The sequence below is a fragment of the Rahnella sp. WP5 genome, from assembly GCF_000745615.1.
Classification (GTDB): Bacteria; Pseudomonadota; Gammaproteobacteria; order Enterobacterales; family Enterobacteriaceae; genus Rahnella; species Rahnella aceris.
Genome location: NZ_JQJR01000017.1, coordinates 1 through 16,824, shown reverse-complemented (window position 1 = coordinate 16,824; position 16,824 = coordinate 1). Strand labels below are relative to the sequence as shown.

The 16,824-nt window shown below is 52.9% G+C and carries 14 protein-coding genes, 2 tRNA genes and 2 rRNA genes; 2 read left to right on the top strand and 16 right to left on the bottom strand.

Translation table 11 applies throughout. The annotated features are described in order from the left end of the window. Positions 1–9: 9 nt before the first annotated feature. The 7 genes from ilvA to EX31_RS14985 form a co-directional block, all read right to left on the bottom strand. Positions 10–1,554, bottom strand: coding sequence for a threonine ammonia-lyase, biosynthetic (gene ilvA / locus EX31_RS15010; RefSeq protein ID WP_037035445.1), 1,545 nt, complete (start codon positions 1,552–1,554; stop codon positions 10–12). Between the two features lie 5 nt (positions 1,555–1,559). Then, complete coding sequence (gene ilvD / locus EX31_RS15005) at positions 1,560–3,410, bottom strand: dihydroxy-acid dehydratase (protein ID WP_013577545.1); 1,851 nt, start codon at positions 3,408–3,410, stop codon at positions 1,560–1,562. 134 nt (positions 3,411–3,544) lie between these two features. After that, positions 3,545–4,474 carry a branched-chain amino acid transaminase gene (locus EX31_RS15000; protein ID WP_013577546.1) on the bottom strand — a complete coding sequence of 310 codons (930 nt, stop codon included), beginning with the start codon at positions 4,472–4,474 and terminating at the stop codon, positions 3,545–3,547. 16 nt (positions 4,475–4,490) lie between these two features. Continuing rightward, positions 4,491–4,754: an acetolactate synthase 2 small subunit gene (gene ilvM / locus EX31_RS14995; protein WP_013577547.1), complete on the bottom strand. Its 264-nt coding sequence runs from the start codon at positions 4,752–4,754 to the stop codon at positions 4,491–4,493. Beyond that, positions 4,751–6,397, bottom strand: coding sequence for an acetolactate synthase 2 catalytic subunit (gene ilvG / locus EX31_RS14990; RefSeq protein WP_037035444.1), 1,647 nt, complete (start codon positions 6,395–6,397; stop codon positions 4,751–4,753). Before ilvG ends, ilvM begins: the two co-directional genes overlap by 4 nt. 147 nt (positions 6,398–6,544) lie before the next feature. After that, positions 6,545–6,646, bottom strand: a complete 102-nt coding sequence (ilvL, locus tag EX31_RS25375; protein WP_015699153.1) for an ilv operon leader peptide — start codon at positions 6,644–6,646, stop codon at positions 6,545–6,547. 132 nt (positions 6,647–6,778) lie between these two features. After that, positions 6,779–8,017, bottom strand: a complete 1,239-nt coding sequence (locus EX31_RS14985) for an MFS transporter (RefSeq protein ID WP_037035442.1) — start codon at positions 8,015–8,017, stop codon at positions 6,779–6,781. A gap of 366 nt (positions 8,018–8,383) precedes the next feature. Here EX31_RS14985 and EX31_RS14980 point away from each other — a divergent pair, with 366 nt between their 5' ends. Further along, positions 8,384–9,919 (top strand): YifB family Mg chelatase-like AAA ATPase, encoded by a 1,536-nt coding sequence (locus tag EX31_RS14980; RefSeq protein WP_037035441.1) that lies wholly within the window; start codon positions 8,384–8,386, stop codon positions 9,917–9,919. Between the two features lie 25 nt (positions 9,920–9,944). Here the strand turns inward: EX31_RS14980 and EX31_RS14975 are convergent, their stop codons facing one another. Further along, positions 9,945–10,283: a MaoP family protein gene (locus tag EX31_RS14975; RefSeq protein WP_013577551.1), complete on the bottom strand. Its 339-nt coding sequence runs from the start codon at positions 10,281–10,283 to the stop codon at positions 9,945–9,947. A gap of 118 nt (positions 10,284–10,401) precedes the next feature. Between EX31_RS14975 and hdfR the strand changes: the two genes are divergently transcribed. Next, the gene (gene hdfR, locus EX31_RS14970) at positions 10,402–11,226 is read left to right on the top strand and encodes an HTH-type transcriptional regulator HdfR (protein WP_037035439.1); all 825 of its coding nucleotides are present in this window, start codon (positions 10,402–10,404) and stop codon (positions 11,224–11,226) included. A gap of 12 nt (positions 11,227–11,238) precedes the next feature. Here hdfR and yjfF read toward each other — a convergent pair whose 3' ends face one another. The 8 genes from yjfF to EX31_RS14930 form a co-directional block, all read right to left on the bottom strand. After that, a complete protein-coding gene (yjfF, locus tag EX31_RS14965; protein ID WP_013577553.1) occupies positions 11,239–12,225 on the bottom strand; it encodes a galactofuranose ABC transporter, permease protein YjfF in 987 nt (328 codons plus the stop codon). Continuing rightward, a complete protein-coding gene (ytfT, locus tag EX31_RS14960) occupies positions 12,225–13,244 on the bottom strand; it encodes a galactofuranose ABC transporter, ATP-binding protein YtfT (RefSeq protein WP_015690591.1) in 1,020 nt (339 codons plus the stop codon). The genes yjfF and ytfT overlap by 1 nt, the downstream gene beginning before the upstream one ends. A 12-nt stretch (positions 13,245–13,256) precedes the next feature. Continuing rightward, positions 13,257–14,738, bottom strand: coding sequence for a galactofuranose ABC transporter, ATP-binding protein YtfR (gene ytfR, locus EX31_RS14955; protein ID WP_183065415.1), 1,482 nt, complete (start codon positions 14,736–14,738; stop codon positions 13,257–13,259). A 110-nt stretch (positions 14,739–14,848) separates the two neighbouring features. Next, positions 14,849–15,805 (bottom strand): galactofuranose ABC transporter, galactofuranose-binding protein YtfQ, encoded by a 957-nt coding sequence (gene ytfQ / locus EX31_RS14950; RefSeq protein WP_013577556.1) that lies wholly within the window; start codon positions 15,803–15,805, stop codon positions 14,849–14,851. A gap of 403 nt (positions 15,806–16,208) precedes the next feature. Then, positions 16,209–16,284 (bottom strand) — tRNA-Trp (locus EX31_RS14945). A 53-nt stretch (positions 16,285–16,337) separates the two neighbouring features. Continuing rightward, positions 16,338–16,414: transfer RNA gene (locus tag EX31_RS14940), tRNA-Asp, on the bottom strand. 87 nt (positions 16,415–16,501) lie between these two features. Beyond that, positions 16,502–16,617: ribosomal RNA gene (gene rrf, locus EX31_RS14935) — 5S ribosomal RNA — on the bottom strand. A 113-nt stretch (positions 16,618–16,730) separates the two neighbouring features. Beyond that, a 23S ribosomal RNA gene (locus EX31_RS14930) occupies positions 16,731–16,824 on the bottom strand; the annotation flags it as partial.

The following is a 16,824-nucleotide window of genomic DNA, read 5'->3' as shown; positions in this document are numbered from 1 at the left end:
CGTTTAGTTTTAGCCCGCCAGGAAGAAGCGGAACGCCGGATTATCACTTTCGTTGTGACAGTCATAACCCAGCGCCGACAGGTTCTGCTCGAACTCCGGCTCTTCTTCGTTCAGCTCAAACGCAGCCAGCACACGACCGAAATCGGTACCGTGACTGCGGTAATGGAACAGCGAAATATTCCAGTGCGTGCCCAGCGTATGCAGGAATTTCAGCAAAGCCCCCGGAGATTCCGGGAATTCAAAGCTGTAAAGCCGCTCGCGCAGAGGTTTGGTCGGACGCCCGCCCACCATGTAACGCACATGAAGTTTCGCCATTTCATCGTCGGACAGATCCACAACCTGATAACCGTCGTGATTCAGTTCGTCGATAATTTCCTGACGCTCTGCGTGACCGCGCGTCAGACGCACGCCCACAAAAATGCAGGCGTTGTCGGCATCGGCATAACGGTAGTTGAACTCTGTCACCGAACGGCCACCCAACAGCTGGCAAAACTTCAGGAAACTGCCTTTGCGCTCAGGAATGGTCACCGCCAGCAGCGCTTCGCGTTGCTCGCCCAGTTCACAGCGTTCCGACACATAACGCAGACCGTGGAAATTCACGTTCGCGCCGGAAAGCACATGCGCCAGACGCTCGCCCTGAATATTGTGCTGCTGCACGTATTTCTTCAGTCCCGCCAGCGCCAGCGCGCCGGAAGGTTCAGCAATCGCACGCACGTCTTCGAACAAGTCTTTCACCGCGGCACAAATTGAATCGCTGTCGACGGTGATGACGTCATCAAGATATTCGCGACACAAGCGGAACGTTTCGTTGCCGATACGTTTCACCGCCACGCCTTCTGCGAACAAACCCACACGCGCCAGGTCGACCGGTTCACCGGCGTCCATTGCCGCGCGCAGACAGGCAGAATCTTCAGCTTCAACACCGATGACCTGAATCTGCGGCATCAGTTGTTTGATGAGCACGGCGACACCAGCGGCCAGGCCGCCACCGCCGACAGGCACGAATACGCGGTCGAGATGCGCATCCTGTTGCAGCAACTCCATGGCCAGCGTGCCCTGCCCGGCAATCACCGCCGGATGGTCAAATGGCGGCACAAAAGTCATGCCCTGTTCCTGCGACAGCATGATCGCTTTGGCTTTCGCCTCATCGAAATTCGCGCCATGCAGCAACACTTCACCGCCAAAGTTACGCACGGCATCCACTTTGATATCCGCTGTGGCAACCGGCATCACAATCAGAGATTTGATGCCTTTTTTGGTCGCCGACAATGCAACGCCCTGCGCGTGATTTCCCGCGGACGCAGTGATAACGCCACGCGCAGCCTGTTCTTCCGTCAGGCTGGCGATCATCGAATAGGCACCGCGCAGTTTAAAACTGTGGACGGCCTGACGATCCTCCCTCTTCACCAGAATGGTGTTACCCAACCGGGAAGAGATCTTTTCCATGACCTGCAAAGGCGTAACCTGTGCGACTTCATAAACCGGCGCACGCAGCACGGCACGCAGGTATTCTGCGCCGCACGGCTGGTCGGGTAGAGGTTGTGATACCGCCATGACTGTCAGCCTCCCAGCTTAGACTTGTCGCGCACTGCGCCTTTATCGGCACTGGTCGCCAGCAATGCGTAAGCACGCAGCGCAAGTGAAACCACACGTTCGCGGTTTTTCGGCGTCCAGGCTTTGTCGCCACGTGCCAGTTCAGCTTCGTGACGCGCCGCCAGTTCTGCCGCAGGCACATCCAGCACCATGCTACGGTTCGGAATGTCGATATCGATGATGTCGCCATCTTCCACCAACGCAATCAGGCCGCCGCTGCCCGCTTCCGGAGAAACGTGGCCGATAGACAGACCGGATGTGCCGCCGGAGAAACGACCATCGGTAATCAGCGCGCACTCTTTGCCGAGACCCATGGATTTCAGGTAAGTGGTCGGATACAGCATTTCCTGCATGCCCGGCCCGCCTTTCGGCCCTTCGTAACGAATCACAACAACGTCGCCGGAAACCACTTTGCCGCCAAGAATCGCTTCAACCGCGCTGTCCTGGCTTTCGTACACTTTTGCCGGACCACGGAAAGTCAGGTTGGATTTATCCACACCCGCCGTTTTAACGATACTGCCCGCTTCGGCGATGTTGCCGTAAAGCACGGCCAGACCACCGTCTTTGCTGAACGCATGCTCAAGCGAACGGATACAGCCGTCGGCGCGGTCGTCATCAAGCGTATCCCAGCGGCAGTCTTGCGAGAACGCCTGCGTGGTGCGGATACCGGCCGGACCGGCGCGGAACATTTTTTTCACGGCTTCGTCTTTGGTCAGCATGATGTCGTACTGATCCAGCGTCTGGTTCAGGGTCAGGCCGAGAATGTTTTTCACGTCGCGGTTAAGGAGATTGGCGCGATCCAGTTCGCCCAGAATCGCCAGCACGCCACCGGCACGGTGAACGTCTTCCATGTGGTATTTCTGAGTGCTTGGCGCGACTTTACACAGGTGCGGGACTTTGCGTGACAGACGGTCGATGTCGGTCATGTCGAAGTCGATTTCGCCTTCCTGCGCGGCAGCCAGCAGGTGAAGAACGGTGTTAGTCGAGCCGCCCATCGCGATATCCAGGATCATGGCATTTTCGAAAGCCGCTTTGCTGGCGATGTTGCGCGGCAATGCGCTTTCATCGTCTTTTTCGTAATAACGTTTGGTCAGCTCAACGATGCGGCGACCGGCGTTAAGGAACAAATCGCGGCGATCGGCGTGAGTAGCCAGCAATGAACCGTTACCCGGCTGAGACAGACCCAGCGCTTCGGTCAGACAGTTCATGGAGTTGGCGGTAAACATACCGGAACAGGAGCCGCAGGTCGGACAGGCAGAACGTTCGATTTGTTCGCTGTCGGCATCGCTGACGTTCGGGTTTGCGCCCTGAATCATCGCATCGACCAGGTCGAGTTTGATGATTTTGTCAGACAGTTTGGTTTTACCGGCTTCCATCGGACCACCGGAAACGAAGATCACCGGAATATTCAGGCGCAGTGACGCCATCAGCATTCCCGGGGTGATTTTGTCGCAGTTTGAAATACACACCATGGCATCAGCGCAGTGCGCGTTAACCATGTATTCCACCGAGTCAGCAATCAGTTCGCGTGAAGGCAATGAATACAGCATGCCGCCATGCCCCATGGCGATCCCGTCATCCACAGCGATAGTGTTGAATTCTTTCGCCACGCCGCCGGACGCTTCGATTTGCTCGGCAACCAGCTTACCCAAATCGCGCAAATGCACGTGGCCCGGCACGAACTGGGTGAATGAGTTGACGACGGCAATAATGGGCTTACCAAAATCGTTATCCGTCATGCCGGTAGCGCGCCATAATGCGCGGGCGCCAGCCATGTTGCGGCCGTGTGTCGTGGTGTGGGAACGGTACTTAGGCATGCTCTGTTCACTCCAAATCATTTCTGTTTAGCAGGCAGCGAAATCGCTACCTGCTGAATTTCTTATTTACCCTGAATCATTCGGGTTGCACCAGGCAGCGAACGCGGAGGCGGCCTGAAGGATGACGGGTAAAATTATTGTGGGTTGATTGGATCCAGCCAACCCCATTTATCTTCGGTTTTGCCGGTGAACAGGCCGAAGAATGCATCCTGAATTTGTTTGGTCACCGGACCACGTTTACCGATACCGACCTGAATGCCGTCAACGCTGCGCACCGGGGTGATTTCTGCAGCGGTACCGGACATGAAGACTTCGTCTGCCAGATACAGGGATTCACGGGACAGAACTTGCTCACGCACTTCAAGACCCAGGTCTTTTGCCAGTTTAATAATAGCGTCACGGGTGATACCTGGCAGGGCAGAAGAGGTAAATGGCGGTGTGAACAGAATGCCTTCTTTCACTTCAAACAGGTTTTCGCCAGCGCCTTCAGACACATAGCCGTGAATGTCCAGCGCGATACCTTCCTGATAACCGTGACGACGTGCTTCGCTGCCGACCAGCAGGGAGGACAGGTAGTTACCACCGGCTTTCGCAGCGGTTGGAATGGTGTTTGCAGCAACGCGGTTCCATGAAGACACCATCGCGTCGATACCCTGCTCCAGCGCTTCTTCACCCAGATACGCGCCCCACGGGAAGGCGGCGATGATCACATCAGTTTTGTAGCCGTCCGGCGGATTAACGCCCATACCCACATCGCCGACAAACACCAGCGGACGGATATACGCGCTGACCAGATTGTTTTTACGCAGGGTTTCGCGGCAAGCTTCCATCAGCTCATCCACGCTCTGGGAAACAGGCATACGGTAAATTTTTGCGGAATCGCGCAGACGCTGCATATGTTCACGGTGACGGAATACGACCGGGCCTTTATGGGAGTCGTAGCAACGCACGCCTTCGAAAACGGAAGTGCCGTAATGCAGTGCGTGTGACATGACATGGACTTTAGCTTCTGCCCACGGAACCATCTCGCCGTTGAACCAAATGTAATCAGCTTTCTTCGTCATTCTCTCGTTCCTTTACTCACGCATTCGCGCGTATTTGTTGTGATGTATGTTGCTGGATCTCGACACAAGCGACATCCATAAGTTTGCGTAACTGTGAAGACAGTAAATCTACGGGCCGCTGACTGGCAACGGTCAATTCGATATTTATGTTTTCCGCATTGACCATCGGCGTCATGTTCATTGCGCACACCTGAAAACCACGGTGACGGACGACGCGTAATACGCGCTCTAACATTTCGGGGCGGAAGCGGGCCTGAATTGAGACGTTATGTTGCATCATGACATTTTCTCCAGCATGGTTTCGTTGCCTGCGCCCGGTGGAACCAGCGGCCAGACATTCTCATTTTCGTCGATGGAAACCTGGAGCAAATACGGACCTTCACTGTTGAAGAAAGCGTCCAGAGCGGCATCGACTTGATCTTTACGGTGGATACGTTGGCCGGGGATGTTGAATGCGCTGGCCAGCGTGACAAAATCGGGGTTATCGGAGAGGTTGGTTTCACTGAAGCGTCCGTCGAAGAACAATTCCTGCCACTGTCGAACCATCCCTAATCGCTGGTTATCCAGCAACAGGATTTTGACGGGCAACTGTTTTCGCTTGATGGTGCCCAGCTCCTGAACATTCATCATGAATGAACCGTCACCGGAAACGCAGATCACCATATCGTCCGGGCGGGCAACCTGTGCGCCGACGGCGGCAGGAACGCCGAAACCCATCGTGCCCAGACCGCTGGAGGTGATGAAGTTTTCCGGGCGGGTGAACTGCATATGTTGCGAGGTCCACATCTGATGCTGGCCGACGTCGGTGGTCACCACGGTATTGGCCGATTTACGGTCAGAGATTTGTTTCAGTAACAACGGCGCATAAATCGCTTCACCCGGATGATCGTAGCGCCATTCGCCCTGCGCTTTCAGCGTCATCACTTCATCACGCCAGGCGTTGATGTTCAGGGGTTGTTGCAGCGCCGGTAACAGCGCATTCAGATCACCCTGCAACGCCACATGCGCCTGGCGCAATTTGTTCAGCTCGGCCGGATCGATATCCATGTGGATAACCGCGGCGTCTGGCGCAAAAGTATTCAGCTTGCCGGTCACGCGGTCGTCGAAACGCGCACCGACGGCAATCAGCAAATCGCAGGACTGAACAGCCAGATTCGCCGCTTTGGTACCGTGCATGCCCAGCATACCCAGATAACATGGGTCGCTGGCATCCGGCGCCCCCAGACCTTTCAACGTTGCTACCGCAGGAATGCCTGTCGCAGTAATGAATTCGCGTAATGCCGGAACGGCCTGCGCGATACCGACACCGCCACCGACGTAAACCATCGGTTTTTGCGCGGCAGCGATCATGGCGCGGGCTTGTTGTAATTCAGCCGCAGGATGCGGAAAAGTTTCTTCAACCGCCACCAGATGCGGCGGTAATTCACCCACGGCCAGCTGGATATCTTTCGGAATGTCGATCAGAACCGGGCCCGGACGACCGGAGCTGGCGATGGCAAAGGCTTCCGCCATGATTTCCGGCAGCGCTTCCAGAGATTCAACCAGGAAACTGTGTTTGGTGCAGGCCAGGGACAACCCTAAAACGTCGATTTCCTGGAAGGCATCGGTGCCGATGAAGGCAGAACCAACCTGCCCGGTGATGGCCACCAGCGGAACGGAGTCTAACAGCGCGTCGGCCAGACCGGTGATCAGGTTGGTCGCACCAGGACCGGAAGTGGCGATACAGACGCCAACTTTTCCGGTAGAACGGGCATAGCCGATGGCGGCCATTGCAGCACCCTGCTCATGCCGGCACAACAGGTGTTCCACGCCGCCGTCATACAATGCATCGTATACCGGCATGATTGCCCCGCCAGGATAACCAAATACTGTATTTACACCCTGCGCACGCAACGCTTGTACTACCCATTGTGCTCCGTTCATCTTTATTCTCCTGCCTTTTTGCGACAAGTGCAGAATATTATGCTGTTGCTCATTTTCCGACCCCGCTTCTCTGTTCTCTGAAATTCCTGACCCAAAAAAAAACCCCGGACCTTTCGGTGCGGGGTTTCTTTTCAGGTTCAGGCTTGTTTAATAAGCCTTTCTTCGTCCAAGTGCAGCCCCGCACGGTGGGATAATAATCACCACCACGCTAATCACGACTAGGCTAACTACGAGGAGAAGGGCTTTCATTTTTAGGTTTCTAAAATTCATATTGCGAACGATTGCCTACAGAGTTATCACAGTAAGATGATTAATGACAACACTTTTCTTGCGTTATTATTTGCAGTCTGTTGCAGAAACCATGAAAAATCATCTGAAAAATCAAAACTTAGCGTGATGATTTGCCGTTTGATTATTTATTGCTCCAGCAATCGCTTTTCCGCGGGTATCCCGGCCAAATGCCACCAGAACAGAAATCAGGATGGCGACGGTACCGGCCACAATTGCCATCGCCAGTCCGTAGTTGTGTCCGTGGCTTTCGGCAATGTAAGCCTGAAGCGTCGCATTAACCGAAGCAATCAGATTACCGAGCTGGTAAACAAACCCCGGCAGAACCGCGCGCGTGTTAGCAGGCACCAGTTCGGTCAGATAAGTCGGCACGACGCCCCATGCGCCCTGCACCATAAACTGCATCAGGAACGCGCCCAGCCCCAGCATCCATGAACCGCCGGAGAAAGCCCATAATGGAATGACCGGCAGTGAAAGCAACGCGGCGATAATAATCGCTTTCTTACGACCAATTTTCTCAGACAGCGAACCAAAGAAGATCCCACCGATAATTGACGCAATGTTGTAGCTTATGGCGATTAAACTGACGGTATGTGCGTCAAAACCGTGCTGAACTTTCAGGAACGTCGGATAGAGATCTTGCGTACCGTGGCTGAAGAAATTAAAACCCGCCATCAGCACAACCAGATAAATACATAGCTTCCAGTTTTTCTTCAGCACCGGCATCAGTGCCGTGCTTTCGTTGCGTTCCCGCGCCGCCAGCCAGACCGGCGATTCCTGTACTTTGAACCAGATGAAAGGCAGCAGGAAAACCGGTATCGCACCAATCACAAACATGCCGCGCCAGCCGACCACGTTAAACAGCAAACCATATACCACCGCCGCCAGCAGATAACCAAACGGATAACCCGCCTGAAAAATCCCCGACATCACGCCACGGGAACGGTCAGGGATGGTTTCCATCGCCAGAGAAGAAGCTACGCCCCAGACACCGCCCATCGCAATGCCGTAAATCACGCGAAGGATCAGGAAAACGGTCAGGGAAGGTGCCGCCGCAGTACACAGCTCGAAGAAAGAAAATAGCGCGATATTGACCATCAGCACCGGCTTGCGCCCGTACTTTTCCGCCGCACGCCCGAACAGCAACGCCCCAATCGGTCGCACGGCCAGCGTCAGCAGTATTGCCAGCGTGACCTGTTTGATATCTACCTGAAATGCCGATGCGATATCGCTGAGCAGGAAGACCAAAATGAAGAAATCGAAAGCGTCGAGAGTCCAGCTCAGAAAGCTGGCGATGGCAACGTTACGCTGCCGAGAAGTCCAACCAAACATGGGTGAGTCCCTATTTCGGAATAGCTGCAGGTAGTGCACTCACCAGGGCATTGCGGAAAATCCCTGGTCAGGCAGAGAGATGTTAATCAGTGTTCTGTATTTGTTTATTTATTGTTAAATACAGCAAGATTAAACACCCCTGCCGGTATTTGCGGCAACTTAATTAGTCCGCTAATTTGTTTCCAGAAACCTTAAACTGTTAAGGAGTATTGCTGTCGTTGCGAAGCAGTTCGCATCCCTTCATGTTAAGTCGGTGACTTGCAGATTATTTTCCCATCGCATTACGCATTGCAGCAAACTTCTTCCCGAAAGCGTTTCCAGCTCAGGCATGCTGCCGTCAGCAGAGCTCATAGCAAAGGAAAAAGCATGTCATTAGCCGTGGTATATACCCGCGCATCGCTGGGGGTTCAGGCACCCGGTGTCTCGATTGAGGTCCATCTCAGCAACGGATTACCGGCCCTGACACTGGTCGGTTTACCGGAAACCACCGTCAAGGAAGCCAGAGATCGGGTTCGCAGCGCCATCATCAACTGCGGGTTTACCTTTCCGGCCAAACGCATCACCGTCAATCTTGCACCTGCTGATTTACCCAAAGAAGGCGGCCGGTATGATTTGTCCATCGCGCTGGCGATTCTGGTGGCCTCAGAGCAGCTTCAGGACGATAAGCTTGAGGAGTACGAGTTTCTGGGTGAGCTGGGCCTTTCCGGTGCGCTGCGCAGCGTAAATGGCGCGATTCCGGCGGCACTTGAGGCGCAAAAAGAAGGCCGGGTGTTGATCCTGCCGCAAAGTAATCAGACGGAAATGACGCTTCTTGATCCTGGTGTAGCGCAGGTGGCCGGGCACTTATTGCAGGTCTGCGCATTCCTTCAGGGCGAGGACAATTTGCCACCGATTGAATTTCCGGCGACGGCGCCTCCGCCCGGGTATCAACCTGACATTGCCGATATCATCGGACAGGAGCAATCAAAGCGCGCGCTCGAAGTGGCGGCAGCGGGAGGGCATAATTTATTGTTGATTGGGCCTCCTGGCACCGGAAAAACCATGCTGGCTAGCCGGTTGCCCGGTTTACTGCCGCCCATGAGTAACGAGGAAAAGCTGGAAACGGCCGCCATTGCCAGCCTGGTGTATAACCCCGAAGATGACGGCGAGTTTTCACGCATCCGCCCCTTTCGTGCACCGCATCACAGCACATCCATGAGCGCGCTGGTGGGAGGCGGGTCGTTACCCAGACCGGGAGAAATATCACTGGCACATAACGGCGTATTGTTTCTCGACGAACTGCCAGAATTTCAGCGCCAGGTTCTTGATGCCTTGCGCCAGCCAATGGAATCCGGCGAAATCACCATTTCCCGTGCACGGGCGAAAGTCCGCTATCCGGCAAGAGCGCAACTGATTGCAGCGATGAATCCCAGCCCGACCGGACACTATCAGGGCATTCATAACCGCACACCGCCACAGCAGGTTTTACGCTACCTGAGCCGGCTTTCCGGGCCATTTCTCGACAGATTCGATCTGTCGATTGAAGTCCCGCTCCTGCCGCCCGGCATTTTGAGCCAGCAAAACCATACGCCTGCGCTCAGGGAAAATAGTGTACAAGTGCGGGAACGGGTACTGACCGCCAGAGAAATTCAGTTAAAACGCGCGGGAAAAATCAACGCGCATCTGAGCAGTAGCGAAGTGGAGACGTACTGTGTGTTAACCAAAGCAGATGCTGAATTTTTGGAAGAAGTCCTGCATAAACTGGGATTATCGGTCAGAGCCTGGCATCGCATTCTGAAAGTCGCGAGAACATTGGCTGATTTGGGTGGCGAGGAATCGATTGAACGAAGACATATTGCTGAAGCACTGAGCTATCGCAGCATGGATAGGCTATTGTTAACTCTACATAAGAGTCTGGCATAAAAAAACGGGGCATCGCCCCGTTTCATTAGTCATCGCTTTCCGTGTAGTCTTCTACAGCGTCAGCCTGCGGTTTACCGCCAGACAACGTGTGGAATTTCTTCGGACGACGAGTGCGGACAATGTATTTGTTCCACACTTTTTCTGCATCCGTTACAGGTTCGCGCGTACCACGGCAAACCTCCAGGAACAGTTTTTCTTCGTCGGTAACGGGCTCACGTTTTCCCAGATCCAGCTCGTTAAAAGCAAAGCCGTAACGTTCTAGCATTTGCGCTTCTTTAATGGTGAAATCGCCATGCCGGGAGAACCCGCGAGGGTAATGTTTATTATCAAAAAAACGACTTGTCGTGGTGAAGCTTTCCGCCATCTGACACGCTCCTAATTCTCTCATGGTCGTGCTGTTATGGCGCGGAGTATTAGTTAGGCTTGACATTGTGTAAAACAAAACATTTAAATCTTAACGACAAAAAATATTGGAGATAGTTTTGGACACGGAATTACTGAAAACCTTTTTGGAGGTCAGTAGAACTCGCCACTTTGGTCGGGCGGCGGAATCCCTTTACCTGACGCAATCCGCTGTCAGCTTTCGTATCCGGCAACTGGAAACCCAACTTGGCGCCAATTTATTCACACGGCATCGCAATAACATCCGCTTAACGCCCGCAGGAGAACGTCTGCTGCCTTATGCAGAGAATCTTATGTCAACGTGGCAAATGGCGAAAAAAGAGGTTGTACGCTCGTTACAGCACACAGAATTGTCGATTGGTGCGACGGCGTCGCTCTGGGAAGCCTATCTGACCCCGTGGCTGCAGTCTCTTTACACCCAGCGTGGCACGCTTAGGCTTGAGGCGCGCATTGCACTGCGTCAGTCGCTGGTCAAACAATTGCATGAAAGACAACTGGATTTGCTGATCACCACCGAGCCACCAAAGATGGACGAGCTCTCAAGTCAGTTACTAGGTAATTTCTCGTTACGACTATTCTCATCGCAGAAAACGGTCAGAAGCGAACAATCACCGTATGTGAAGCTGGAATGGGGCGCTGATTTTCCTCAGCAGGAAAAACTGCAAAACAGCGATCAGGAACCGGTGTTAACCACAACCTCTGCACATCTGACGCGTCAGTTGCTGGAAAATACCGGCGGTTGTGCGTTCCTGCCTGCGCACTGGGCCAAAGAATATCCGCAACTGGCCGCACATGAAGATATTCCGCCGGTGATCCGCCCGCTTTACGCCGTCTGGCTGCAAACCAGCGACCAGCAAGTGTTGATCCGTCAGTTACTCAAAACACCGCTGATCACTAATTTCTGATACCGTCCTGTTTCAGGACGGTTCTGGTCGCGGATGGCGCGCTCTTCTGGCTGTCCAGAAGCTGCCCATCCCTTTTTGCAATCCGATGAAGATAAACAACAAAACGCCCATCACGATTTTGGTCCACCACGAACTAAGCGTACCATCGAAAGTGATGTAGGTTTGGATCAGCCCCTGAATAAGCACGCCAAACAAGCTGCCTAAAACTGTGCCTACGCCGCCACTCAGTAACGTCCCCCCAATCACAACAGAGGCGATAGCATCCAGTTCTACACCACTCGCCGCGAGTGCATAACCCGCAGAGGTGTAGAGCGAGAAAATGATGCCCGATAAGACCGCCAGCGTACTGGACAGCATGTAGATATAAATCGTGGTACGCCTTACCGGCACCCCCATCAGCGCAGCCGACACATTGCTACCGCCAACGGCATAGACGTTGTTACCGAATCGCGTACGGTGAGCCAGAATAATCCCGCCAAGCACCACCAGCAACATAACCAGAGCCAGCAATGTGAAACGACCACCACCGGGCATTTTCCAGGCATAATTGGCGAGGAATTCATAAACCGGATGGTTAATCGGCAACGATTCTTCCGAAACAATAAAACTCATACCGCGCACAAAAAACATGCCCGCCAGCGTGATGATGAAAGCCGGCAGTTTCAACGTATCAATGATCCATCCCATCAGCGCACCAAACGTGGTGCCCATCAACAGCACGATGACAAAAGCATAGCCAGGCGCGATGCCATAAGCACCGATGAGTTTCGCCAGCAAAACACCGGTGAAAGCGATAACAGAACCCACTGACAGATCGATGCCGCCAGATAAGATGACAAATGTCATCCCGACGGCCACGATGCCGAGAAACGCGTTATCCGTCAGCAAATCAAAAAACACGCGTGTGGATGCAAAACCGGGGAACTGAGTGAAGCAATAGGCGTATCCGGCCAGGAAAACCACGATAGTAATCAGCAGGGGCAGATTTCTTTTGAGCATTATCCTTTCCTCCGGAACAGATTACTGAAAGAGACGCGGGGCGACTGAACTACCAGTACAGCTAGCACCACCAGAGCTTTCAGCACCAGGTTGAATTCCGGTTTGAAGCCGGAGAGCAGAATGCCGGTATTCATTCCCTGAATGATCAGTGCACCGACAACCGAAAGAAGCAGGTTAAAACGTCCACCCAGTAACGAGCCGCCGCCGATGACGACGGCAAGAATGGCATCAAGTTCCAGCCATAGTCCGGCATTATTGGCGTCCGCTCCGCGAATATCGGCCGTTATGATAACGCCCGCAACGGCCGCGCAAATCCCACAGATGACGTAAGTGGAGATCAGCACTAAACGGGCATTTACGCCGGCGTTATAAGCAGAACGGATATTGATGCCGACTGATTCGATGAACAGGCCAAGCGCTGTTTTCCGCGTCAGTGCCCAGACAAGAACCAGCATAGCGACGGCAATGATCACCGGCATTGGCAGATAGAACAAAGAACCACTGCCAAACTGCGATAGGCCATTGTGTTCAAACGTGACGATTTGCCCTTCCGTAATTAGCTGTGCGATGCCACGTCCGGCGACCATCAGCATCAGCGTGGCAACAATCGGCTGAATTTGCAGAACAGCGACCAAAAAGCCATTCCACAAACCGCATATTGCCCCCACCCCGACCGAGGCCAGCAGCACGATCATCAGCGGATATCCTTGCACCGTCATGGTCGCGGCTGTTGCACCGGCAATCGCCATGACCGCACCGACGGAAAGGTCGATGCCGCCGGTCGCGATAACCAGCGTCATCCCGAGAGCCAGCAAAGCGACAGGGGCACCACGGTTGAAAATATCCACCAGGCTGCCAAACAAGCGGCCATCCTGAATATGGATAGAGAAAAAGCCCGGGGCGACCAGGCTGTCTATGATTAATATTGCGACGAAAGCACCGATTTGCGTGGTGCCTTTTGGAAATACCCATCTTACTTTGCGCGGTTTTCCCGTCATTGGCAGGCTCCTGTTATTCATCACTATCTCCCCTCATTGCGCCGCAATGGCTTTCATAATGGCTGGCACGGAGATATCAGCCTGCTCAATTTCGGCAATATGACGACGGTCTCGTAAGACAACAATACGATCGGCATAACCCGCCAGTTCTTCCAGCTCAGAGGAAATGACCAGTAACGCCAGGCCTTCGTCACAAAGTTTTTCAATCAGACGGATGATTTCTGCATGGGCACCGACGTCAATCCCACGGGTAGGTTCATCGAGAATGAGGAAACGAGGATTGGTTGCAAGCCAGCGAGACAGCAATACTTTTTGCTGGTTACCACCGGAAAGATACTGAATTTCCTGCTCAGTGCCGGGTGTACGGATGCCAAGGAGTTTGATAAATTTTTCGGCGATCTGATGCTGCTCTTTCATGGGTAAAGGACGCAACCAGCCGCGCTGCGCCTGTAAGGCAAGGATGATATTTTCACGCACTGTAGCCGCGCCGATAATGCCATCGGTTTTACGATCTTCCGGGCAGTAACCAAATCCCAGTTTAGCCGCTTTTCTGGGCGTGCTGATGGCGACTTCTTTGCCATCGACACGTGCATTGCCGCTGTCATGCCCTTTAATGCCAAAAATCAGCTGAGCGGTTTCCGTCCGTCCTGATCCCAGTAAACCCGCCAGTCCGACGATTTCCCCCCGACGTACTTTCAGGTCAAAATGTTCGACCACACCTCGACGCCCATAGCCTTTGAAATCCACTAATGGCTCGCCCGTTACATTTCTATGTTCGGTGCGTTTGAGCAGGTTTTCATCAAAACTGTGTCCTAGCATCATCGGCACGAGATCGATACGCGGTAAATCCACCGTTCGTTCAGACCCCACACGCTTACCGTTTCGCAAAACGGTAATCCGGTCGCTGATCCGATAAACCTGATCGAGGAAATGGGTGACGAAAATCATCCCCACCCCTTTATTACGCAGTTGAACCAGAATATCGAGCAACATACTGACTTCTTTGGCATCAAGGCTGGCAGTGGGTTCATCAAGAATTAAAACCTGTGCAGACAGGTCAACAGCGCGGGCAATTGCCACGATTTGCTGAATCGCAATGGAGTAGGTTGAGAGTGGCTGGCTGACATCCAGATGCAGCCCATAGCCTTCCAGAAGGGCGTCGGCCTGTTGTTCCATCTTGCGCTGATTAACCAGCCCGAAACGGGTTGGCTCGCGCCCAATGAACAAGTTGGCAGCAACAGAGATATTTGGCAGGAGATTTACTTCCTGATATACCGTACCAATCCCCAGCGACTGGGCATCAGCAGTACTGATTGGCTCGATCGGTTTTCCGTTAAGAAAGACCTGGCCAGCAGAACGTTTATAGACACCGGTGAGGGCCTTAATCATTGTGGACTTACCGGCGCCGTTCTCACCTAAAAGGGCAACAATTTCACCGCGTTCGAGGGTAAAGTCGACATTTTCCAGCGCTTTTACGCCGGGGAATTCAACTGATAAGCCGCGTACTTCAAGCAGCGTTTCTGAACCAGGATTATCCGTCACGTCACTACTCCTGCTGCATTCGCTATAAGCGAAAAGGGAATAATTGTTACCGGCTTGCCCGTGAGACAAGCCGGTAAACCGGCTCAGTAACCCATGTTTTTCTTCATGTCATACTCTTTCTGAGCCATGTCCGGCAGGATCAACGCGGATTGAGTCTGAATGAATTTCTTCGGTTGCGTACCATCCTTTTTCATCGCAATCAGCGCATCAAATGCCGGGCCAGCCATGTTTGGTGTCAGCTCAACAGAAGCATTCGCTTCACCCGCCAGCATAGCTTTGTAGATATCAGGAACACCGTCGATAGAGACGATTTTGATCTGCGAACCCGGTTTCAGGCCAGCTTCTTTGATAGCCTGAATTGCACCGATCGCCATATCGTCGTTATGGGCGTAAACAGCACAAATGTTCTTACCGTTTTGCTCAGCCTTGATGAAGCTTTCCATGACTTCTTTGCCTTTACTGCGGGTGAAATCGCCGGACTGTGAGCGGATAATTTTGACGTTTGGTGCAGCTTTCAACGCATCTGCAAAGCCTTGTTTACGATTTAACGCCACACTGGCACCGACCGTACCCTGCAATTCGACAACATTACATGGTTTGCCAGCAGCGTCCTTCACCAGCCAGTCACCCGCCACTTTGCCCTCATATACGCTGTCAGAAGCGACTGCAGCAGTGTAAAGAGACGGATCACTGACCTCGATCGTACGGTCTAACAGGAACACAGGGATCTTAGCTTCTTTAGCTTCGGTCAGAACCGGAGCCCAGCCAGTAGCAACAACAGGAGCGATGAAAATGGCATCAACACCCTGTGCGATGAATGAACGTATTGCTTTGATTTGGTTCTCTTGTTTTTGCTGAGCATCAGATATTTTCAGTGTAATACCACGTTTTTCCGCTTCTGATTTAGAGACTTTGGTTTCCGCAGAACGCCACCCAGACTCAGAGCCGATCTGCGAAAAACCAACAACCAGCGGAGCCGCCTGAACTGCGCCACAAAATGCTGTTGCTACTGCTGCTGCCACAAATAAGCGTTTGTACATGTTTCTTTCCTCGCGTGTAGTCTGAGCTACTTTTTGTTATGACTCGTAGGGTACGGCCAGGACGTTTACCCGACATACGCATTCAGCCGCTACGACAGTTTTGTCGGAAAAAGGATAAAAGAATGCTGTCAGGGTCTGATAGTCGTCATAAGACGATGATTAGGTTTAGTACATAGGGAAAATGGGAGCATGAGCGAGGTCACATACGGGGAGAACAATCAATTCGTGCATGTATTCAGCCAAAACATGACAAAAAACAACTGGCAAAAGCGAAGATTTTGAGCCCATTGGTGCAAATAATCCCCAGAATAATGGGGCTAAGGGGAAGAGGTTAAAAAATAGAGAGGAGTTTCAGGAAATTGAGACGAAAAAAAACCCCTCGCTTTCGCGAAGGGTTTAAATATGGCAGGGGCGGAGAGACTCGAACTCGCGACACCCGGTTTTGGAGACCGGTGCTCTACCAACTGAGCTACGCCCCTAAATTACGCTTACTATTATGCCTGCTAATTTAGCAGGCATAATTTTTAATAATTGGCGGAACGGACGGGGCTCGAACCCGCGACCCCCTGCGTGACAGGCAGGTATTCTAACCAACTGAACTACCGCTCCACCGGTTCTTTCACACGTATCAGCAATCGTCTGATACCTGTTTGTTCCTGTTATTTTCCTTGTCAGGGGAAAAGGAACTAATTTGATGCCTGGCAGTTCCCTACTCTCGCATGGGGAGACCCCACACTACCATCGGCGCTACGGCGTTTCACTTCTGAGTTCGGCATGGGGTCAGGTGGGACCACCGCGCTAGTGCCGCCAGGCAAATTCTGTTTCATCCATACCGCTCACCTTAAATCAGGCTTGCACTACGAACCAATCTCGGAACTTCAGCTGAAAATCTACTTCAAGTCTCTAAAAACACCTTTGGTGTTGTAAGGTTAAGCCTCTCGGGTCATTAGTACTGGTTAGCTCAATGCATCGCTGCACTTACACACCCAGCCTATCAACGTCTTAGTCTTAAACGTCCC